The sequence below is a fragment of the Streptomyces sp. NPDC002403 genome (genome assembly GCF_053593015.1).
The window spans coordinates 17,492-38,971 of record NZ_JBSFBQ010000063.1 but is presented as its reverse complement, the minus strand read 5'-3'; the positions used below and the strand labels follow the sequence as shown (position 1 = coordinate 38,971).

General features: G+C 72.5%; 15 protein-coding genes. 6 read left to right on the top strand and 9 right to left on the bottom strand.

Annotation, left to right across the window (positions count from 1 at the left end):
* The first annotated feature begins 407 nt into the window (after nt 1-407).
* Both ACWCPY_RS37415 and ptsP read left to right on the top strand, forming a co-directional pair.
* Nucleotides 408-857, top strand: coding sequence for a PTS sugar transporter subunit IIA (locus tag ACWCPY_RS37415; RefSeq protein WP_451272754.1), 450 nt, complete (start codon nt 408-410; stop codon nt 855-857).
* 76 nt (nt 858-933) lie between these two features.
* Nucleotides 934-2,604 carry a phosphoenolpyruvate--protein phosphotransferase gene (gene ptsP / locus ACWCPY_RS37410; protein ID WP_451272752.1) on the top strand — a complete coding sequence of 557 codons (1,671 nt, stop codon included), beginning with the start codon at nt 934-936 and terminating at the stop codon, nt 2,602-2,604.
* Between the two features lie 64 nt (nt 2,605-2,668).
* Here ptsP and ACWCPY_RS37405 read toward each other — a convergent pair whose 3' ends face one another.
* Entirely contained in the window at nt 2,669-3,577 is a 909-nt protein-coding gene (locus tag ACWCPY_RS37405; protein ID WP_451272750.1) for a hypothetical protein, read from the bottom strand.
* 67 nt (nt 3,578-3,644) lie between these two features.
* A complete protein-coding gene (locus ACWCPY_RS37400) occupies nt 3,645-5,621 on the bottom strand; it encodes an acetoacetate--CoA ligase (RefSeq protein WP_451272748.1) in 1,977 nt (658 codons plus the stop codon).
* A 233-nt stretch (nt 5,622-5,854) separates the two neighbouring features.
* On the opposite strand from ACWCPY_RS37400, the gene ACWCPY_RS37395 reads away from it, so the two are divergent.
* Nucleotides 5,855-8,206 carry a glycoside hydrolase family 31 protein gene (locus ACWCPY_RS37395; RefSeq protein WP_451272746.1) on the top strand — a complete coding sequence of 784 codons (2,352 nt, stop codon included), beginning with the start codon at nt 5,855-5,857 and terminating at the stop codon, nt 8,204-8,206.
* A gap of 27 nt (nt 8,207-8,233) precedes the next feature.
* Here ACWCPY_RS37395 and ACWCPY_RS37390 read toward each other — a convergent pair whose 3' ends face one another.
* Nucleotides 8,234-8,803, bottom strand: a complete 570-nt coding sequence (locus ACWCPY_RS37390; protein WP_451272744.1) for an NUDIX domain-containing protein — start codon at nt 8,801-8,803, stop codon at nt 8,234-8,236.
* A gap of 57 nt (nt 8,804-8,860) precedes the next feature.
* On the opposite strand from ACWCPY_RS37390, the gene ACWCPY_RS37385 reads away from it, so the two are divergent.
* The gene (locus tag ACWCPY_RS37385; RefSeq protein WP_451272742.1) at nt 8,861-9,667 is read left to right on the top strand and encodes a M15 family metallopeptidase; all 807 of its coding nucleotides are present in this window, start codon (nt 8,861-8,863) and stop codon (nt 9,665-9,667) included.
* A 118-nt stretch (nt 9,668-9,785) separates the two neighbouring features.
* Nucleotides 9,786-10,157: an Mpo1-like protein gene (locus ACWCPY_RS37380; RefSeq protein ID WP_451272740.1), complete on the top strand. Its 372-nt coding sequence runs from the start codon at nt 9,786-9,788 to the stop codon at nt 10,155-10,157.
* A gap of 133 nt (nt 10,158-10,290) precedes the next feature.
* On the opposite strand, the gene ACWCPY_RS37375 is transcribed toward ACWCPY_RS37380, so the two are convergent.
* Genes ACWCPY_RS37375 through ACWCPY_RS37360 form a run of 4 tightly spaced genes read right to left on the bottom strand, consistent with a single transcriptional unit; the run spans nt 10,291 to nt 14,608 of the window.
* Nucleotides 10,291-10,896 carry a GTP-binding protein gene (locus ACWCPY_RS37375; protein WP_362454235.1) on the bottom strand — a complete coding sequence of 202 codons (606 nt, stop codon included), beginning with the start codon at nt 10,894-10,896 and terminating at the stop codon, nt 10,291-10,293.
* Nucleotides 10,877-11,299, bottom strand: coding sequence for a DUF742 domain-containing protein (locus ACWCPY_RS37370; protein WP_451272738.1), 423 nt, complete (start codon nt 11,297-11,299; stop codon nt 10,877-10,879). The genes ACWCPY_RS37375 and ACWCPY_RS37370 overlap by 20 nt, the downstream gene beginning before the upstream one ends.
* 7 nt (nt 11,300-11,306) lie before the next feature.
* Nucleotides 11,307-11,750 carry a roadblock/LC7 domain-containing protein gene (locus tag ACWCPY_RS37365; protein WP_362454236.1) on the bottom strand — a complete coding sequence of 148 codons (444 nt, stop codon included), beginning with the start codon at nt 11,748-11,750 and terminating at the stop codon, nt 11,307-11,309.
* On the bottom strand, nt 11,747-14,608 hold the full coding sequence (locus ACWCPY_RS37360) for a nitrate- and nitrite sensing domain-containing protein (RefSeq protein WP_451272736.1): 2,862 nt from the start codon (nt 14,606-14,608) through the stop codon (nt 11,747-11,749). The genes ACWCPY_RS37365 and ACWCPY_RS37360 overlap by 4 nt, the downstream gene beginning before the upstream one ends.
* Before the next feature lie 477 nt (nt 14,609-15,085).
* Here ACWCPY_RS37360 and ACWCPY_RS37355 point away from each other — a divergent pair, with 477 nt between their 5' ends.
* Nucleotides 15,086-15,556, top strand: coding sequence for a hypothetical protein (locus tag ACWCPY_RS37355; protein WP_451272734.1), 471 nt, complete (start codon nt 15,086-15,088; stop codon nt 15,554-15,556).
* A gap of 76 nt (nt 15,557-15,632) precedes the next feature.
* Here ACWCPY_RS37355 and ACWCPY_RS37350 read toward each other — a convergent pair whose 3' ends face one another.
* Together ACWCPY_RS37350 and ACWCPY_RS37345 are read right to left on the bottom strand one after the other, a co-directional pair.
* Nucleotides 15,633-20,426, bottom strand: coding sequence for a hypothetical protein (locus tag ACWCPY_RS37350; protein WP_451272732.1), 4,794 nt, complete (start codon nt 20,424-20,426; stop codon nt 15,633-15,635).
* A gap of 60 nt (nt 20,427-20,486) precedes the next feature.
* Nucleotides 20,487-21,416: a hypothetical protein gene (locus ACWCPY_RS37345; RefSeq protein WP_451272730.1), complete on the bottom strand. Its 930-nt coding sequence runs from the start codon at nt 21,414-21,416 to the stop codon at nt 20,487-20,489.
* Nucleotides 21,417-21,480: the final 64 nt, after the last annotated feature.

Sequence of the window (21,480 nt, the reverse complement as noted above, 5' to 3'; positions counted from 1 at the left end):
TGCGTTTCCGACTCTATCAGACTCTTTCGTGTCCGATTCCCGGTCGAAGCGGGTTCGCTTTCCAGTTCTTCGCTTTCGCGTTTCCCTTTCCGGCGAGTCCGACTCTATCAGGCCTTTTCGCTTTCCTTGACCAGCCCCTGCAGGCATGCAGGTGCCGAGTCCGGTTAGATTCAGGGCTTAAAAGTCGCCGCCGACCCCCGACTCAAAGTCGCGTTGGGGCCAGGCAGGAGTACGACAGTACAGGCCGCCGGGAGTCGAGGCAAATCCCTGCCGGTGCGCTTCTAAGGCCGCGAACCGGCAGGACTCGGGCGGAACCGGCACTTCTTTTGACTTACGCTGCTGAACAGCACGCCGTCGCCCACAGGCTGTGACGGCGCCGATCAAGCTTCACCCCTGGGAGGCTCCCTATGACCACTGTGACGTCCCCTCTTGCCGGACGCGCCATCGGGCTCGCTGCGGTACCCGACCCGGTTTTCTCCGGCGCGATGGTGGGCCCTGGAACTGCCATCGATCCCGTGCGCGAGCCGTCCGAGGCCGTGTCGCCGGTCGACGGCATCGTCGTCTCCCTGCACCCGCACGCGTTCGTCGTCGTGGACGAGCACGGCCACGGTGTCCTCACACACCTCGGCATCGACACCGTTCAGCTCAATGGCGAGGGCTTCGAGCTCCTTGTCAACAAGGGGGACACGGTCACCCGCGGTCAGGGCATCGTGCGCTGGGATCCCGCGGGCGTCGAGGCGGCCGGCAAGTCGCCCGTGTGCCCGGTCGTGGCGCTGGAGGCCACCGCCGAATCCCTCTCCGCGGTCCGCGAGGACGGCGACGTGAAGGTCGGCGACCCCTTGTTCGGCTGGCAGTGACGAATTCGGCGCGATGACAGCCGACTGGATATCCACCGCGGCGGCACGGACCACCGCACGACCGGAGACGGGTGAAATGGAGACAACGCTGCGAGGCGTCGGTGTGAGCCACGGGGTGGCGATCGGCGAGGTGCGTCATATGGGTACGGCGGTGCTCGAACCCCCGGCCAAGCAGATTCCCGCCGATGAGGCCGAGCGCGAACAGGGGCGTGCGCGGCAGGCCGTGGAGGCCGTGGCGGCCGACCTGATCGCGCGCGGCAACCTGGCCGGTGGCGAGGCTCAGCACGTGCTCGAGGCCCAGGCCATGATGGCGCAGGACCCCGAGCTGATGGCCGACGTGGAACGGCGCATCGCCGTCGGCAGCACCGCCGAGCGCGGTGTCTACGACGCGTTCGCCGCGTACCGGGCGCTGCTCGCCAATGCCGGGGAGTACCTGGCGGGGCGCGTCGCCGACCTCGATGACGTGCGCAATCGGATCGTGGCCCGGCTGCTCGGTGTGCCGATGCCCGGTGTGCCGGACAGCGACGAGCCCTATGTGCTGATCGCCCGGGACCTGGCGCCCGCGGACACGGCGCTGCTCGACCCGGCGTTGGTGCTCGGCTTCGTGACCGAGGAGGGCGGGCCGACCAGCCACAGTGCGATTCTCGCCCGGGCGCTCGGAGTTCCCGCCGTGGTGGCTCTCCCCGGTGCCGGTGAGCTCGCCGAGGGCACGGTCGTCGCCGTGGACGGCAGCACCGGTGAGATCTTCGTCGAGCCGAGTGCCGAGAAGCGTGCCGAGATGGAGAGTGCCGCTGCGGCGCGCAAGGCGGCGCTGTCGGCTTCGTCCGGTCCGGGTGCCACCTCCGACGGTCACAAGGTCCCGCTGCTCGCCAATGTCGGCGGGCCCGGCGACGTACCGGCGGCGGTCGAGGCCGGCGCGGAGGGCGTGGGGCTGTTCCGTACCGAGTTCCTGTTCCTGGACGACAGCAAGCAGGCGCCGTCCGAGGAGAAGCAGGTCGCCGCGTACCGTGCGGTGCTGGAGGCGTTTCCCGAGGGACGGGTCGTCGTACGGGTCCTGGACGCCGGGGCCGACAAGCCGCTGGACTTCCTGACTCCGGCGGACGAGCCCAACCCGGCACTGGGTGTGCGTGGGCTGCGGAGTCTGCTGGATCACCCCGATGTGCTGCGTACCCAGCTGACCGCGTTGTCGAAGGCGGCCCAGGGCCTGCCCGTACACCTTGAGGTCATGGCGCCGATGGTGGCGGACCGTGCGGATGCCAAGGCCTTCGCCGACGCCTGCCGTGAGGCCGGTCTGCAGGCGAAGTTCGGTGCGATGGTGGAGATTCCGTCCGCCGCGCTGCGGGCGCGTTCGATCCTGCGGGAGGTGGAGTTCCTCTCGCTGGGCACCAACGACCTGGCGCAGTACACCTTCGCCGCCGACCGTCAGGTCGGGGCGGTGTCGCGGCTGCAGGATCCTTGGCAGCCCGCGCTGCTCGATCTGGTCGCGCTGTCGGCGGAGGCGGCCAGGGCCGAGGGCAGGAGCTGTGGTGTCTGTGGTGAAGCGGCCTCCGATCCGCTGCTGGCCTGTGTCCTGGCGGGGCTGGGTGTGACCTCCCTGTCGATGGGTGCCGCGTCCATTCCCTATGTACGCGCCACGCTGGCGAAGTACACGCTCGCGCAGTGCGAGCGCGCCGCTTCCGCCGCTCGTGCGGCGGACTCCGCCGAGGAGGCGCGGGTCGCGGCTCAGATGGTGCTGTCGGGCGAGTAGTCCGCGCGGCGTTCTGTGGTGGAGGGGCTCCCTGCCGGTGGCGGCGGGGAGCCCCTCCGGCCTGTCAGTGGTGCGTCTCCGGCTCGTCCGCGCCGAGTTCGAAGCCTGCGCAGTACTCCACGTGCGACTCCGGGGCGACCGGTTCGCCGGTGTCGGCATCGGTGCAGTAGGCGCTGAACACCTCACCGGCGCTGAGCGGGACCAGGTTGCCGCGGGTCAGCCGCCAGCCGTGCACCCGGTCCGGGGCACCGACGCTGCTCGTGCGGAGCACGACTCCGCCGGGCCTTTCGAGCGCGACGGCCACGGCGAGCACCGTGACGAACTCCGCGCCCTCCTCGGATTCGAGCCGGGCGGGGCCCGTGGTGCCGCGCTCGGTGTGCAGGACGGCGAGCAGGTGCTCGTTGTCGGTGGGCGTGCTGCAGACCAGGTGGTGGGTGCCGGGGCCCGCCGTCTCCAGGATGCGGAGCAGCAGGTGCGAGGCCCGGTCGAAGGCGGCGTGGCCGATGTCCTGGCCGCAGTCCGCGCACTCGCCGAGGCCGGCCAGGAGCATCGTGGCGTACTCCCAGGTGGCCCGGCGGACGGCCCGGCCGACCAGGAGCGGGATCAGGGCGTCGATGGGTTGTCCGCTGTACGCGACGGTGGCGCCGGCCGACGCGATCTCGGCGGTGAAGCGGCTGCGGCTGGCCGGTGCGTCGGGAGCGATTCCCGACTCGGCGCAGAACTCCGCGTACTCCTCGGGGTCGAAGAGGGCGACCGTGGCGTGCATGCCCTGTGCGGAGAGGGCTTTCAGCAGGCTTTCGACCTGCTGGAGATAGATGGTGTGGTCGTCGAAGGTGAAGGTGCGGTAGCGCCGCATCGCCGCGAAGTCCTGCTCGTCGGCCAGGAGGCCGATGGTGCTGGCTGCTTCGCGGCGCAGCGTGCGTCGCATGGATGTGCCGTGCCTGCTGTGCCCGTTGTTCCTGATGTGCGCCATGAGTCCCCCAGTGCGCCGTCGATCATTGCTCACTCAGAGTAATCAGGGGCACTGACAACGCGGACGGTCAGTGACGTTTGTGGGCGAGCTCCTCGTAGAAGTGGAGGAGTTCGAGGTTGTCGATCGAGCCGGGGTTGACCGCTTTCGCCAGAGGTGTGCCCTGCAGGAGCCGCTTGACCGGGACCTCGATGCGCTTGCCGGTGAGAGTGTGCGGGATGGCGGGGACTTCGATGACCTCGTCGGGGACGTGGCGCGGGGAGAGGTTCTCCCGGATGGTCCGCTTGATGCTGTCGCGCAGCTCGTCGTCGAGCCGCGCGCCTTCGGCGAGGTGGACGAAGAGCGGCATCCAGTAGCCGCCGTCGGGCTCCTCGAGGCCGATGACGAGGGATTCGCGGATCTCGGGGAGCCGCTCGACGGCCTCGTAGATGTCGGCGGAGCCCATCCGTACGCCCTGGCGGTTCAGGGTGGAGTCGGAGCGGCCGTGGATGACGACCGAGCCGTGGTCGGTGATCGTGATCCAGTCGCCGTGGCGCCAGACGCCGGGGTACATGTCGAAGTAGCTGTCGTGGTACCGGCTGCCGTCGGGGTCGTTCCAGAAGCGGATGGGCATGGAGGGCAGGGGCGCGGTGACGACGAGTTCGCCGACCTCGCCGATGAGCGGTCGGCCGGCGGGGTCCCAGGACTGGAGGTCCGTGCCGAGGCACGGGGCCTGGAGTTCGCCGATGTGTACGGGGAGGGTGGGGACCGCGCCGGCGAAGCAGCTGCAGACGTCCGTGCCGCCGCTGACGGAGGCGATCCACAGATCGTCGGCCACCTCGTCGTGGAGCCAGCGGAAGCCGTCGGGCGGGAGCGGGGAGCCGGTGGTGGCGACGCACTGGACGCGGGAGAGGTCGTAGTCGCGGCCCGGGTGGATGCCGGCCTTGCGGCAGGCCATGACGTAGGCGGCCGAAGTGCCGAAGAGGGTGGCTCCGGTCTGTTCGGCGACGCGCCACTGGGCGCTGACGTCGGGGTAGCCGGGGCTTCCGTCGTACAGCACGAGGGTGGTTCCGGTGAGGAGGCCGGAGACGAGGAAGTTCCACATCATCCAGCCGGTGGAGGTGTACCAGAAGAAGCGGTCCTCGGGGCCGAGGTCGCAGTGGAGGCCGATCTGCTTGAAGTGTTCCAGCAGGATGCCGCCCTGGGACTGGACGATCGCCTTGGGGAGCCCGGTGGTGCCGGAGGAGTAGAGCACCCACAGCGGGTGGTCGAAGGGGACCTGCTCGAAGACGGGCGCGGTGTCCGCGGAAGTGAGGGCGGACCATTCGAGGGCGCCCTCGGGGGCCTTGGTGCCCAGCAGCGGGATGTGGACGACGGCGCGCAGGGTGGGCAGTTCGCGGCGCAGCTCGGCAACCGTGTCGGCCCGGTGGTGTTCCTTGCCTCCGTAGCGGTAGCCGTCGACCGTGAAGAGGACGACGGGTTCGACCTGCTGGAAGCGGTCGAGGACGCTGCGGGCGCCGAAGTCCGGGGCGCAGGAGGTCCAGACGCCGCCCACGGCCGCGGTGGCGAGGAAGGCGATCACGGCCTCGGGAATGTTGGGGAGGTAGCCGCTGACGCGGTCGCCCGGCGCGACGCCGAGGGCGCGGAGTTCGGCGGCGAGCGAGCCGACCCGGCGGCGGAGTTCGGACCAGGAGACGGGGATCTGGGTGTGGGTCTCGTCGACGTGGAGCAGGGCGGGGGCGTCCGCGCGCAGGGGGTCCTCGGCGGTGCGCAGCGCGTGTTCGGCGTAGTTGAGGGTGGCGCCGGGGAACCACTGGGCGCCGGGCATGGTGCGGTCGGCGAGGACGGTCTCGTACGGGGTGGAGAACCGTACGTCGAACCAGTCGGCGACGGCCCGCCAGAAGGTGTCGAGTTCGGTCACGGACCACTGGTGCAGTGCCGGGTAGCCGCCCTCGGCCGGTGCTCCGTAGCGCTGGGACGCCCAGCTCTGGAAGCGGGTGACGGCGGCGGCCGCGATGCGGTCGGGGCCGGGCTGCCAGAGCGGGGCTTCGTGGGCTGCGGCGGTCATGGGGCGGCTCCCTGGCTGTACGGGTACGCGGGATGGGCGTGGGTCGCGCACACGTGCTGGGGTGTGCGCGTGAGGCGGCTTTTACGGACGATGCCATGTGATCGTCTTTCGCACCAGGGTTCCCCACCCATGGTCGTGTGTCCGTACATGTGGTCCGGCCACTGGTCCGGCCCCGGGTGAACGGAAGTTGAACGGAGCCCTCATCCGGCCCGTCGGATGGCAGGGTGAGCCGCATGGACGGTCGTGACCTGGTGCGCTCGGTGAAGATGGTGGGTTCGGTGCGGGGGCTGCGTACGGTGCGCTCCTCCTGGCGGCGGCGGAGTGCGGACGCGCGGGCGCTGCCGCCGCGTGGTGCGGAGCGGGCGCGGGTGCCCGGTCCCCTGGTGGGGGCGGAGCCGGAGCCCGGTGGGGGTGTGGTGCGGTTCGCTCGTTCGGAGCTGCGGGTGCGGGTGGCGGTGGGCGGTGCGGTGTTCTGGGGCTGGGACGAGGCGGATCCCCTGCCGTCGTACGCGCTGCCCGGTGCGGCGCCGAAGCCGGATCCGCGGGCGGTGCTGGAGCCGGACAAGGACGGGGGCTGGCAGGTGGTCTCGGAGCGGCTGACCGTCGCGGTGTCGCGGCACGGGGCCGTGGAGCTGCGTACTCCCGGCGGGGTGGTGCTCCGGCGCGAGCTGCCGCCGCGGTGGTGGGAGCCGGTCGCCGGTGGCGGTGCCCGGTGGGTGCAGCGTTCCGAGGTGCCGGCGGACGCGCGGTTCTTCGGGCTCGGCGGCCGGGCGTCGGGGCCCCGGCTGCGGGACGGGGTGTACGAGCTGTGGAACACCGATCCCGGCGGGCGGTTCGGGCCCGGTGACGATCCGCTGTATCTGACGATGCCGGTGCAGCTCGTGGTCGGTGACGCGGGGACGCACCTGATGTTCCACGACAACTCCTGGTCGGGACGGGTGACGCTGCGCGAGGGCGAGGAGGGGGCGGGCTCGGGCCACGACCGGCCGGGGACGTGCGAGGTGCGGATGGACGGGGGGCCGCTGCGCTGCTGGGTGGTGACGGGGACGCCGGCCCGGGTGCTGCGGGGCTGGACGGCGCTCACGGGTGCGCCGGCGCTGCCGCCCTCCTGGGCGCTGGGTCCGCAGCACGCCAGGTGGGGGTTCGGGAGCGAGCCGGAGGTGCGGCGGATCGTCGCCGGGTACCGGGAGCGGGGGCTGCCCCTGTCCGTACTGCACCTGGACATCGACCACTACGACGCGCACCGGGTGTTCACCGTCGATCACGCGCGATTCCCCGATCTGCCGGGCCTGGCGAAGGAGTTGCGGGAGGACGGGGTGCGGCTGGTGTCGATCGTCGATCCCGCGGTGAAGGCGGAGCCCGGGAACGCGGTGTTCGACGCGGGTGCGGCGGTCGGGGACGACGGGGCGTTCGTCCGGGACGCGCGGGGGCGTGTGGTGCGCGGGGAGGTGTGGCCGGGCGAGTGCGTGTTCCCGGACTTCACCGATCCGCGGGTGCGGGAGTGGTGGGGCGGTCTGTACGAGGAGCGGCTGGCGCAGGGGTTCTCCGGTGTGTGGCACGACATGAACGAGCCGGTCTCGTTCGCGGCGTTCGGGGATCCGACGCTGCCGCGGTCGGCACGGCATTCCCTGGAGGGGCGCGGGGGCGATCACCGCGAGGCCCACAACGTGTACGGGCTCGCAATGGCGCGTGCCGGGTACGAGGGGCTGCGCCGGCTACGGCCCCAGGAGCGTCCGTTCCTGTTCTCTCGCTCCGGCTGGGCGGGGATGCAGCGCTACGGGGGCACCTGGTCCGGTGATGTGGCGACCGGCTGGCCGGGGCTGCGGGCCTCGTTGGCACTGGTACTGGGGCTGGGCCTGTGCGGGGTGCCGTATTCGGGGCCCGATGTGGGCGGGTTCGACGGCTCGCCGTCGCCGGAGCTGTATCTGCGATGGTTCCAGCTGGGTGCCTATCTGCCGCTGTTCCGTACCCATGCGGCGATCGGCGCGGGGCGGCGGGAGCCGTGGGAGTTCGGGCCGCAGGTCCTTCGGCACGCGCGGGCCGCGCTGGAGGAGCGGGAGCGGCTGCGCCCGTACTTCGTGACGCTGTCGCGGCTGGCCGGGCTGACCGGCGCGCCGTATGTGCGGCCGCTGTGGTGGCGTTCGCCCGGGGACCGGGCGTTGCGGGACTGCGAGGACGCGTTCTTGCTGGGTGACGCCCTGCTGGTGGCTCCGGTGCTGGAGCGCGGCGCGGACCGACGCGCGGTGCGGCTGCCGCGGGGTCGCTGGTACGACACGGCGACCGGTGAGGTGTACGAGGGACCGGGCCAGGTGTTGCTCGATGCGCCGCTGTCGCGGGTGCCGGTGCTGGCGCGAGCGGGTTCGGTGCTGCCGGTGCGGGGTGCGGACGGTGGTGTGGAGCTGGAGGTGTGGGCCCCGGCGGCGGGGCGGAGCGGGGGCGGGCCGGTGGTCCTGGACGCGGGGGACGGCTGGGAGCGGGCGGAGGTCGAGCGGTACACGTCGCGGTGGGTGGACGGGCGGGTCGTGGTCGAGCGGGAGGGTGTGGAGGGGCCGGTGCGGTACCCGGTGCGGGTGCGGGGGTTGTAGGACGATTCGCGGGGCCCGTGGGGCCGGTCAGCGGTAGCCGCCGTCGAACCAGGTGCGGACGGCTCGGGTATGGAGGGGGAAGGCGAGCTCGGTGGGCGTACGGAGCAGCTGGTGGCCGGAGGTCTCGGCGGTGGGGCCGGAGGGCGGGAGGGTGGCTGCGGGGCGGGGCGGGAGGAGTCCGAAGAGGAGCAGGTGGCCGTCCGGGGCGCTGAGGGCGTCGGCGAGACGGACCTCCCGTTCGTCGGCTGCGATGCCGGTCTCCTCGTCGAGTTCCCGTACGACCGCGTGTCTCCAGTCCTCGTCGTGGTCGATGTAGCCGCCGGGGAGGGCGAGTCCGCCGCGATGGGGCGGGATGGTGCGGGTGATCACGACGAGGGCGGTGCCGTCGCGGTCGGTGACGGGGAGCAGGGCCACGGCGACCGGCAGTGGATTGCGGTAGGCGGTGCTGCCGCAGGCGGTACAGGTGCGGGGCCAGGTGACGGAGGCCTCGTAGGGCGCTCCGCAGCTGCCGCAGTGGGAGTCCTTGGCCGGTTTCCCGGACCTGCTCCCCGGCTTGCTTCCGTACCTGCTCTCGGGCTTGCTCTTCGGCTCGGACACGCGCGGACTGTACCGGATCGTCCGGCGGACTCCTCCGCGCTACTGGATTATGTGCTCATGACAGGTCTTGCTTCCGCTTTCCGTGTCCTGGCGGCCGCTGCCGCCGCCCTGCTCGCCGTCACCGCCGCCGCCCCCACGGCTCGGGCGAGGCCCGAGCCCAAGGCGCCCGAGGAGTTCGTGGCGCTGAGCTCGGTGGATCCGACGATCATCCAGGAGATGCGCTACCCCAGCGCCCACAACTTCATGGGCGTCCCGGTGGACGGCTACCGCAAGCCGCTCTGCATCCTGACCAGGCCCGCGGCCCGGGCCCTGCACGACGCGCAGATCCGGCTGCTGCGCCAGGGCTACTCCCTGAAGGTGTACGACTGCTACCGGCCGCAGCGGGCGGTCGACCACTTCGTACGGTGGGCGAAGGACCTCGACGACGAGACCATGAAGGGCGAGTTCTACCCCCGGGTCGACAAGACGCGGCTCTTCGCGGACGGCTACATCGCGGAGAAGTCCGGGCACAGCCGCGGCAGCACGGTGGACCTGACGCTGGTGAGGCTGCCCGCCGCGCCGACCCCTCCCTACCGGCCCGGCCGGCCGCAGGTGCCCTGCTACGCACCCGCGGCCGAGCGGTTCCCCGACAACTCCGTGGACATGGGCACCGGGTTCGACTGCTTCGACACGCTCTCCCACACCGACGACCCGCGTATCCAGGGAACGCAGCGCGCCAATCGGCAGTTCCTCAAGAAGACGCTCACGGACGCCGGTTTCGTGAATCTGGCCGAGGAATGGTGGCACTACACCTTCAAACCCGAGCTGTTCCCGGACACCTACTTCGACTTCCCGGTGGCCCGGCGGTCCGTCGCGGGGCACTGACGCCGGTGCGCGGAAGCAGGTGGCCGGGACCACCCCCGTGGATTCCGGCCACCCGCTTCTTCCTCTCGGACGCGGACCGGCCGTGTCCGGTTGCGGTCCCAGCCACTACGGTGCCCGTATGTCACAGCAGACGTTCGATTCCTACGAAGAGTTCTGGCCCTACTACGTGGCGATGCACTCCAAGGCCGCGACCCGCTGGGTCCACCTGACGGGCACCCTGACCGGGCTCGCGATCACCGCCTACGGTCTGGCGCGGGGGCGCAAGAGGTACGCGGCGGCGTTGCCGCTGATCGGGTACGGGACCGCCTGGCCCGCGCACTTCCTGATCGAGAAGAACAATCCGGCCACCTTCGGGCACCCCGCCTGGTCGCTGCGCGGCGATGTGCAGATGATCCGGATGATGCTGGCGGGACGCGACCGGGAGCTGGCCGAGACGGCCGCCGAGTGGCTCGCCGAGAACGGCTGCCGACAGGAGTGCCAGGGATCTTGACGGGCCGTCACGGCGGGCGAGACCTCCTGGTTCAGTCGCACGACGACGCATGGCCCGTACCCCGGTCGGCGGGGGTACGGGCCATGCCGTCCGGGGCCTGTCCGGTCCTGAGCGGCCGGACACCGGACAGTCGCTACGTCGCGGCGGGCTCCCGGACACGGTTCTCGCGTGTCACCGCGTCCTCGACCACGGCCACCAGCACGTCCCGTACCGAGCCGCGGTCGCGCGCGTCGCACATGAGCACCCGCACGTCCGGGTCGAGGTCCAGGGCCGCCTGCACCGTCTCGGTGGGGAACTTGTCGGCTCCCTCGAAACAGTTGACGGCGACGGTGAACGGAATGTCGCGGCGTTCGAAGTAGTCGACCGCCGCGAAGCAGTCCTCCAGCCGCCGGGTGTCCGCGAGCACCACGGCCCCCAGCGCGCCCTGGGCCAGTTCGTCCCACAGGAACCAGAAACGGTCCTGCCCCGGGGTGCCGAACAGGTACAGCACGAGGTCCTCGCGGAGGGTGATCCGGCCGAAGTCCATGGCCACGGTGGTGGTGGTCTTCGCCTCCACACCCGCCAGGTCGTCCACCGGGCGGCCCGCCTCGCTGAGTCGTTCCTCCGTACGCAGCGGCCTGATCTCGCTGACCGCGCCGACCAGAGTCGTCTTGCCCACTCCGAAGCCGCCCGCCACCAGGATTTTCAGGGTAACGGGCTCCACGGGCCGCTTCTTGCGGCTAGAGCGCCCGAAGGCCATTGATCACCTCGCGAAGAATGTTCACGTCCGGCAGCTCGGCCGGCGGAACGGGACGGGTTACATGCACCAGCTCGTCCTCGACGAGGTCGCCGACCAGCACCCGGACCACCCCGACGGGGAGATCCAGGCCGGCCGCGAGCTCCGCGATCGACTGGGGCATGCCATGGCAGAGTTCGATGATCTCCACGTGTTCCGGGGAGAGCGTCTGGTCCCGGCCGGGATCGTCGGCCTCGGGTTCGGGGACGACGATCGCGATCAGGTCGAGCCGATGACGGGAGGCGCTGCTGGTCCGGCCCCGGGTCATCGCGTACGGACGGACCACCGGCCCCGCTTCGGCGTCGTACCAGCGCGAGGCCTGCGGGTCGGTGGGCGTTGCCGGAGATCTGGAGGATTCGGCGCTCACCGTTCACTCACCCCCCGGCGGACAGACCGGTCGTCCTGGGTGCGTTGGCCAGGTGGGCGCCGACGCGCTTGACCATCAGCGTCATCTCGTACGCCACCTGGCCCACGTCGGAGTCGGCGTCGGCGAGCACCGCGAGACAGCTGCCGTCACCGGCCGCCGTGACGAACAGGAACGCCTCGTCGAGTTCGACGACGGTCTGACGGACCCGGCCCGCGTCGAAGTGCCGGCCGACCCCCTTGGCGAGACTGTGGAATCCGGAGGCGACGGCCGCCAGATGTTCACTGTCCTCGCGGGTCAGGTCCTTCGACGTGCCGGTGGCGAGGCCGTCGCTGGAGAGCACCAGCGCCTTGTGGATGCTGGCGACGCGCTCGACGAGTTCGTCGAGCAGCCAGTTGAGCTGGCCGGAGCCCTGGCGTGCGGCGTTGGTTGCTTCGACGTTCGGTGCGGTCATCGACCGTCCCCTCCCGGAGTGGTTCCTTGTGCTGTGTCACCGGGGCCGGTCGTGTCCTCGGCGTTCTGCCGTCGGCCGCGTTGCCAGCCGCGCTGGAGCGAAGCCATGCGGCTGCGCACCTCCTCCGCATCACGCTCGAAGTCCTGGTCCGGTTCCGTACGGGCCGGCTCGGTGTCGCGGACGACCGATTCCTCGCGCAGTTGCGGGGCGAGACTGGCCTGCCGGATACGACGGGGCAGACCGCCCACGGTCTCCCCGACGCTCGGAGCTCTTCGGGACACGGCATCCTCGGATGTGGCGGGCTCGGTGGGTTTCCGGAAGCCGGTGGGCTGCCGGGGTTCGGTGGCTGCCCCGGAACGCGTTCCGTCGGCATCGGGGGGCGTGCTGCGGGTGGCGGGTCCGCGCGCGCCGGCGGGGCCCTGCGGGATGCCGGGCCCGGCGCTCGTGGGACGGGCCCGGCCCGCTTCGTCGACCCGCCGGCCGTTGTCGGTGATCAGGGTCGGCGGCTTGCGACGGGGCAGCGGCACCGGGCCGGCCGGACGCATCGGACGTACGCCGTCCGTCGGCTCGGCCGAGTGGTCGGTGGCCTGCTGGTGCTGGTCGCGGTCGGCCTCGCGCCGGAGGTCGCGGGCGCGGAAGATGCCGCCGCGTTCGCTCTCGGTGTCGTCGATGTCGGAGGTGCCGCCCAGCAGGGGGTCGAGCAGCGGATCGAGCGCGGGGTCGCTGTCGAAGCCGAGTGTTCCGACAGGTGCTTCGAGCTCGACGGGCCCGTCGAGGAGGGCCGGGTCGGCCAGGCCCGTCGGTACGGGCGCGAGGCCCGGGGACCTGCCGGAGCCCCGTCGGTCCGATGCGCCGTCCCTGCGGCCCCGGTCGCCGCCGGGCACCTCGCCGGCCGCCCTGTCGCCGCTGCCGATCGCCCGCTCGGCGCGGCGGTCGAGGCGGAAGCCGGTGCCGTGCGTGTCCGGGGCGTCGGTGAGCAGCGCCGCCGGAATGAAGACGACGGCGGTCGTGCCCCCGTACGGAGAGGTCTGGAGCGAGACACGGACGTTCTGACGCTGGGCGAGCCGGCTGACCACGAACAGGCCGAGCCGGTCGGTGTCGGAGAGTTCGAACTCGGGGGTCTCGGCGAGCCTGAGATTGGCGTCCAGGAGGACTTCGGCCGGCATGCCGAGGCCGCGGTCGTGGATCTCGAGCGTGAAGCCGTTGGAGACGCGTTCGCCGTGCACCTGGACCGCGGTGTGCGGGGGCGAGAACACGGTGGCGTTCTCCAGGAGTTCGGCGATCAGATGGGTGAGGTCGGCGACGGCGGGGCCGCCCACACCGAGACGGGGCAGCCGGCGGACCTCGATCCGCTCGTAGTCCTCGACCTCGGCGACCGCCGCCCGCACCACGTCCATCAGCTGGATCGGCTTGCGCCACTGGCGGGACGGGGCCGCGCCGGAGAGGATCACCAGGCCCTCGGCATGGCGTCGCATGCGGGTGGTCAGGTGGTCGAGGCGGAAGAGGTCCGCGAGTTCGTCGGTGTTCTCGGTGCGGCGCTCCATCGCGTCCAGGAGCGTCAACTGCCGGTGCAGCAGCACCTGGTTGCGGCGGGCGAGGTTGACGAAGACCTCGGAGACGCCGCGTCGCATGTCCGCCTGCTTGACCGCCGCCTCGACGGCCGCCCGTTGCAGCGTGTTGAGGGCCTGGCCGACCTGGCCGATCTCGTCCCGTTCGTACTGGAGGTGCGGGGCCTCCGTCTCGACGTCGACCTGCTCCCCGGCGGCGAGGCGGCGCATCACGCTCGGCAGCCGTACGCCGGAGACCTCGTGGGCGTCCTTGCGGAGCCGGGAGAGGTCCCGGATCAGCTCTCGGCCGATGCGTACGGAGACGAACACCGAGGCGATCAGGGCGAGGAAGCCGAGGACGCCCGCGATGCCGGCCTGGATCAGGACGCTGTAGCCGGCGGGCTTGCCGCGATCCTGGAAACGGTTGTTCATCTCCGTGGAATCGTTGGCCAGCCGCTCCAGGACCGGAGGGACAGACGCCTGCCAGCGCTCGGCGTCGACGGCGCGCGGGTCCTGGGTGGGGCCGCCGTCGATGAGGGTCTTCTCCGCGGTCCGCAGCGGCTCGCTGTCCGGACCCGCCCAGTACTGCTCCACGCGCCGGCGCTCGGAGGCGGGCAGCGCGTCGGCGTTGATCTCGTAGAGCAGCTTGCGGTTGGCCACGAGGTCGGAGATCTGGCGGAGTTCGGAGGCGGTGAGCCGTCCGGCGATCAGCGAAGAGGCGACCAGGGCGTCTTCGCGGGAGAGCATTTCGCGGGCCCGTGAGATGCCGACCAGTGCCCGGACCTGCTTGTCCATCGACACGTTCTCCATCGTGCGGAGGCCGGTCAGGAAGCGGTAGCAGGGGTCTATGAGCCGACCGTAGAACTCCATCGCCTTGGAGCGGTCGATGCTGCGTCTGTCGACGGAGTCGCGGAGCGCGCCCAAGCCCTCGACGGTGCCGAGGATCGAGTTCAGCTGTGCGTCGTCCTCGGAGCCGAGCGCGTCGCGGATGCCCTTCTGCCGGGCGCTGTCCTGGACGCCGGCGAGGACGCGGTCGGTGGCCGCGCGTTGGCGTTGCAGGAGCGGGAGGGCGTCGGAGGCCCTGGGGTCGGCGAGGAAGACCAGGGTCTGGCGGCGCTCGTCCTGGATGGCGCGGACGGTGTCCTCCAGAGGGTGAGCGACCTTCTCCACGATGGTGCTCGCGCTCAGCAGGTGACGGGCCTCGCGCCCCGTCAGGTAGGTGGCGAATCCCCAGAGCCCGGTGAGGGAGACGAGGGGCACCAGCAGCAGCGCCACGATCTTCCTGCGGATGGACTTTCCGCGAAAGCGCATGGACTCCCCCAGCTCGACCCCGCGGGGCGGGGGTCGTGTTTCGTCAACAAACGGCGCGAGCCTACTACTGACGGAGTAGCAACTCGAAGAGTCGTCCGGATGATTTTCAGCCGCGCTATCCGATGTTGGTCACGGGTTGTCCTGGTATTCCGGGCAATGAAATTCGCGAAAGCGGCAGAAGAGCCCAGCCAGGGCTTCATCCTGCCCCCCAGGGCAGTTGGCTGGAATTCTTCGCTTCATACCGGCTCGGGGGAATCTTCACGGCTCTTCACTCGTCTCTCTGTACGGGGCAGGGGCAACACGGGGAGAGCCAGGGCCTGTTCGGCGGGATCATGGTCGGGGTCGCGATACCCGATCCGCCGGGCGGGCACCGCGGGGCGGGCGCCGCGAGGCAGGATGGTCCGATCCGCCCGCGTAGAAACGGCGCATGCCGGGCAGCAACCCTGAAGTCGGGCAGCGGTGGGGAGTTGAGATTTCTTGAAAACGGAACAGCGTTGGGGAGCGGTGCCGTCGGCGCCGGCCGTGACGGCGAGTTCGGCGGCGGGCCGGGCCCAGATCCCGCGCCAGCAGCTGTGGGTGGAGGAACCCGCGACACGACGGCGGATGCCGGACCCGGTGCGCGGCTCCGCCGTGCGTGCCGTGCTCATCATGTCGTTGACGATCATCCAGGCCATGGTGGCGTTCCTGTGCACGCTCGCCGGGTCCTGGCTGGCCTTTCCGATGGTGCTGAGCAGCGTGGCCGGCACCGTGGTCGCGACCTGGTCGGTGCTGGACGTCTGGGTCACCCGGCAGGTCTGGAACCAGCGCAACGGCGTGGTTTCGGTGCCGAGCAGTTCGGCACGGCAGTTGCGCCGTGAGCGGCGCAGGGCGCGGCGGGCCGAGCGGGCCGCGGAGCGGGACGAGGCCCGGATACGCCGCCGGGGCGCGGAGCGCCTCTCACGGGCCTGAGCTCCGGCGGGCCGCGGCCGCGAGTCTCCTCCGGGCCCGGCCGCGTGTCCGCGCCCGCCCCGCGTCTCTGCCCGCCCTACTTCTCTTCGGCTGTGCCGGGGGATGTCGTGGCGCGCTTGAACATGCGGGTGGCGGTGATCTCGCCGTGCACCGTCTCGCCGTTCGGGTCCTGCTGCGGCAGACCGGGGCGCAAATGCTCTTCCACGCTGATGTATTTCAGCCCGGCACGCAGATCCGCGTCATTGCGCAACCGGATGACCAGCGGGAATTCGGCGAGTGCCGTGGTGTCGAACAGTCCGGTCGTGTAAAGCAACTGCACGCCCAGCGCGTCCGACACCGCGCGCTGGAGCTCCAGCAGATAGGTGGCGTTGGCGCGGCCGATGGGGTTGTCCAGGAAGAGGGTGCCCGCGTGCCGGTGCTGGTGCCGGTCACGGCCCCGGTCGTTGCTGCGCAGCGCGGCCATCGTGCAGTACAGGGCGATGGCGGCGGTGAGCAGCTGGCCGCCGGAGAAGACGTCGCCCATCTGTCCGACCGGGACGCGCTCGGCACGGAGCACCGCGTCCGGCTTGAGGATCTCCACGGCGATGCCCCTGGGCTCCAGCGCCGCCTGCACCCCGCGCAGCAGCAGGGACATGCCGTCCCTGCGCAGATCGGAGTTCTTCTTCAGCGCGGCGCGGGTCGCCTCGTCGACGACCTCGCCGAGCCGTTCGGTGAGCGTCGCCTGGTCGGGTTCCTCGAAGCGGATCCGGAGGAATTCCTGACCGGACCACTCCCCCAGTCCTTCGGGGAGCCGGGAGAGCCGCTGGGCGGATCGGAGCGTGGTGAGCGCGGACTCCACGAGACCGCGGAGCCGGTCGACGATGGAGTCGCGATTGCGCTCCAGCTGGGCCAGCTCGTCGGTGAGTACCCGGAGCCGGGGCGCGAAGGCGGCGGCCCACTTCTCGGCGTGCTCGGGCAGTGCCGCGGCGGGCAGCTCCCGGATCTGCTGTCGGGCGGGGGTGCGGACCTGTTCGTAACGCGTGGAGTTGGCGTGCCGTACGAGGACGTCGCTCGCTTCCCGTACGGCGCTCTCGGCGGCGGACAGGTCGGCGGCGCAGCCGCGCAGTGAGCGGCGTGCCTCGGCGGCGGACCGGCGGGCCTCGTCGAGGCTGCCGGGGTACGGCTCGGGGGCCTCGGTGTCGTCGTCCGCGCCGTGGTCCCTGAGCACGTCGCGCAGGAGGGCCGCCGTCTCGTCGAAGCCGCCCGCCGAGTCCTCGGCGGTGCGGTGGGCGTGCAGCAGCTCGGCGTGGGCGGCGCGGGCGGTGTCCAGCGTCGCGGTGGCGGAGGCCAGTTCGGCCGTGGCGGTGCGCAGGAGGGTCTGGGCCCGGTCGGCGTCGGCGGGGACCAGCTCCTCGGGGAGTTCGGTGTGGTGGGGCTCGCCGTCGGCCGGGGCCAGGCGCTCTGCCTCGCCGCGGAGCCGGCCCAGCTGCTCGCTCGCCGTGGAGGCCCTGGTCTCCAGGAGCTGGACCAGGGACTCGGCGCGGGCGGCGGCCGCCTGCCGGGAGGGGCCGTCCGCGCCGTCGGTGCCTTCGAGGAGCTGTGCGGCACGGGTGCGGACCTTGTTGGTGAGCCGGTCCAGTTCGGCGAGGGCGGCGCTCTCGTCGCTCTCCGCGCGGGCCTGCTCGGCGCGAAGATCGGCGCCGACGCCGACCTTCTCGTACAGCTGGGACGCGGCCCGGTACGCCTCGCGCAGGGCGGGGAGCGCGGGGCGCGGGTTCTCGTCGTCCCCGGGCTCCGGGAGCTGCTCGGGGGCGCCGGCGATCTCCGCCCTTTCGGCGCGCAGGGCGCGCGCGGTGCGCCGGGCGTCGTCGGCGGCGCGTTGGGCGGCCCTGCGGTCCTCGTCGGCGGCGCGGGCCCGCTCCAGACAGACGGTGGCACGGGCTTCGGACTCGGCCGCCTCGTCGACGAGTTCACGGAGCTTCACCTGCCAGCCCGCGCGTTCGCGGAGCCGGTACGCGAGGCCCGCGAGGGCGTCGGCGGCGCGACGGGCGCGTTGTGCGGCCTCCTGGCGCTCGTCTCGGACACGGGCGGTGTCCGCGGCGGCCTCGTCCGCCTCGGCGCGGACCGTGCGGGCTTCGGCGAGCCCGGCCTCGGCGGTCTGAGCGGCCGTGCGGGCGGTGCCGGCGGCCTCGGCGAGCTCGGCGAGCATGCCGGGCGGGCAGTCGGCCCGCCAGGAGCCGATGCGGGCGGCGAGGGAACGGTCGCCGGTGAGGCGGGACGCGAGGGTGCGGATGTCCTCGTCCCGGGCCGCGGCCCGGCTCCGGAGGGCCTGCCGCTCCTCGTCGGCGGCGTGCTCGTCGTGCATCGCCGGGTTCGGCGGGACGAGGAACACGCCTTCCGTGTCCGCCGACGGGCCGGTGGCCGCCGCCGGGACGGGGGCGAGCAGCGCGGCGGCGGTGCCGACGGCGACCGCGGAGCGCGGCAGCAGCGCGGCGCCGCTCAGCACCTCGCGGGCGCGGGCGTGCGATTCGGGGTCGGTGATCACCACGCCGTCGACGAGCTCGGGACGGGCGGCGAGGACGGCCGCGTGGTCGGCGGGGTCGACGGCCTGGGCGAGGTAGCGCCAGCCGGGCAGGGCGGGGATGCCGTGCTCGCCGAGGTACTCGACGGTGGCGAGGACGTCGGGTCCGGGCGGCAGCAGTCCGCCGTCGCCGAGTGCGCCGAGGATGCGGGAGTCGTCGGCGGCCGCGGTGCGCAGCTCGAAGAGGCGGCGTTCGGCGGAGGCGATGGACTGGTCGAGCAGCTCCCGCAGTTCGTCGGCGCTGCGGTCGAGTTCCTGGGCGGTGAGCGGCTGTTCGTGGGCGGTGGTCTGTTCGGCCGTGGCGGTATGCGTGCCCTGGGCCGTGTGGGCGGGCTGAGTCGCCTCGGCCGTCCGGCCGGTCGTGTCCGCGGCGGTCCGTAGGTCGGTGGTGTCCGCGCCGTTCCGGGCCTCCGGGTCCGTTGCGGCAGCGCCGCGACGGGGCCGGGGCACGCCGGTGCCGTGTGCTGCGGGCAGGCCCAGCAGGTCGGCCAGCCGGTGGTCGGCGGCGATCGACTCGGCGGCCCTGAGCTCGGCCTCGTAGGACTGTTCCGCCGCCTGTGCGGCGTCGGCGGCGCGCGCCGCGGCGAGTTCGGCGCGGCTCTCGGCGGCTGCGGCCTCCCTGGCCACGTCGGCCGCCGAGCGGGCGGCCTCCCTGGCGGTGTCCCACGCGGCGACGGCGGCGGTCTCGGCGTCGCTGGCGGCGAGGGCGGCGCGCGCCGGGTCGGCGTCCGGCGCGGTGTCGTCGAGCCAGCCGGCCCGTACCGCCTGTGCTGTCTCCTGCTCGACCTCGGCGAGGCGCTGGCGCAGATGTCCGGCCTCGCTGCGGGCGCGCTGGGCCTCGGTGGCGGCTGTGGTGGCGTCCCGGTGGGCGGTCTCGCCCGCGGCCTGGAGGGTGTCGGAGCGCTCCTCCTCCTCGTTGGCGAGAGTCTCGCCGGCCTCGGCGGCGGTGTGCAGGGCCCGCACGAGGTCGGCGGCGGCCCGGGCGCGGGCGGCGAGCGCGGGCGCGGCGTCCCGCTCGGCTTCGCGGATTGCGGCGGCCACCCGTGCGGAGCGGTCGGCGGCGGCGCGGTGGCGCAGCACCGCCTCGGCGGCCTGCCAGGCGGAGTGCAGGGTGCGGGCGTCGCCCAGTTCGCGGCGTTGGGCGGCGGCGCCCTTCTCGGCCGCGGTCAGGGCCAGGGAGGCGTGGCGGAAGGCCAGTTCGGCGGCGATCAGGGCGCTGCGGCTGCGGGCCTGTTCGGCCGTGGTGACGGTGTGCGCGGCGCCCGTGACCTGCTGGGCCAGCTCGGCGGTCCGGCCGCGTTCCTGCCCGGCGCGGGCGGAGAGCCTGCGGGCGAGGGTACGGGTGCGGCGTTCGGCGCCCGCGTGGATGTCCCGGGTGCGGGAACGGCTTCCGGCGGCCTCCACGATCCGGCCGAGGAGGTCGACGGAGCCTGCGGTGAAGTCGCGCTCGGCGGTCAGTTCGGCGCGGCGGCCCAGCTTGTTGCCGAAGCCGCTCACCAGGTCGGCGAGGCCGTCGGTGTCGCGGGTGTCGGTGACGGCGCGGAGCAGCAGGTCGGTGAAGTCGGAGTCCTTCTTGACCGCGAAGAGCCCTGCCGCCTCGCCCTCGTCGGCGTTCATCTCGCGCTGGTAGCGGAAGAGTTCGGGGTCGAGTCCGAGGTCCCCGAGGTGTTCGTTCCAGCGGTCGTGGATCTCTTCCCAGTGCACGTCGAGGTGCTGGTAGAACTTGCCCGCCTCGGTGAGGGCGTCGCGGAAGCCCTTCATCGTGCGCCGTCTGCCCTGCGCTCCGGAGACGCCTTCGGCGGGCCGGCGCACGGACGTCGCCTCGGCGACCGGCAGGGAGTCCAGGCTGAGACCGGGTCCGGGCCGGAAGGAGTACCAGGCCTCGGCGAACTTCCGCGGGTCGTTGGAGACCTGACGGCCACGCCATTCGCTGACCTTGCCGACGACCACGCACTCGCCGGTGAGGGTGTGCTGCCATTCCAGGGCGACATGCCCGCAGTCGTCGGCGAGCAGGAACTTGCGCAGCACGCCGGAGCTGGCGCCGCCCAGGGTGTTGCGGTGCCCGGGGAGCATCACCGAGAAGATCAGCTTCAGCAGCACCGACTTGCCGCCGCCGTTCTCCAGGAACAGCACACCGGCGGGGGCGGGGCGGCGCGGCGGGCCGACCGGCTCCTCCTCGAAGAACTCCGCCTGGGCCGGCGCGGGGTCGGGCACGGGCTCGCCCACTCCGCGCAGGTCGAGCACGGTGTCGGCGTAGCGTGCGCCGGCAGGTCCGATGGAGTAGAGGCGGACCCGGGACAGCTCGTACATGGCGGCGGACTCTCGTCGTTCAGGCAGCGGGAGAAAGAGGGCGGTGGCGGGGCGGGCCGGTCAGGCGTGGAAGGGCAGGCCGGCGTCGGCGGCCAGTTCCAGGTCGTCGGTGCCGGGCGGCGGCAGCAGGGTCGCCGTGCCGTCGGTGACCGGTACGACGCCGAGCTCCAGGAGTTCGGCCATGGCGGCGCTGCCGGCCATGTCGCGGACCTGGAGCTGGTAGCGGGCGGTGGTACGGAAGGCGCCTCCGGCGTCGTCCCCGGTGCGCTGGAGGAAGCCGGAGTCGGTGAGGAAGGCGACGGCCTTGCCGACGATGCCGGTGGTGGAGCCGGCCAGTCGCCGGGCGTCCTTGGTGGCGCCGGTGGAGCTGCGCCGGGCGTAGATCCGCCAGGCCGCTTCGAGTCCGGGGGCGTCGGTGGCCGGGTCGGTGTTGTCGCCGTGCTCCTCGGCGCGCTCCTCCAGGCGGTGGCAGGCCTGGCGGACGAACGAGTCGACGCCGTTGACCGTGATCCGGCCGATGTACGCGTCGTCGGCGAGGTCCTCGGGTCGGGGGAAGGCCATCGCGGCGACGGCCAGGTGTGCGAGCCCGTGCAGGAAGCGGTCGGCGGAGTCGGACGAGGCGCGGCGGGCGTAGTCGCCCATGCGGACGGCGAAGACGGAGTCCTCGCCGGCGGTCACGGCCATGCCCGCGCGGGTGGACACCTCCAGGACGATCAGGCCCAGTCCGGTCGCCACGGCGTCGGCGAGCCGGGCGAAGGCGGGCTCCTCCCGGTAGCGGCGGAGCAGTTCGGCGTATTCGGCGTCGCGTGCGGGCAGCAGCTTGGGCTGGAGGCCGAAGGCGACGAGCCGGGCGGCGTCGGCCGCGTCGGCCGGGGTGACGGAGGCGGTGGCCGCGGGGCCCGTCGGCTCGGCGGGCCCGGCGCCCTCGGTCGCGTACCCGGCGGTCGGCTCGCCCCACGCGTCGGCGTGCTGTGCGCGGTGGTCGCTCACGACTGTCGCTCCTTGCTGCGGAAACTCTTCGGTACGGGATGGACGGCGCCGGCTCTCGCGGTCT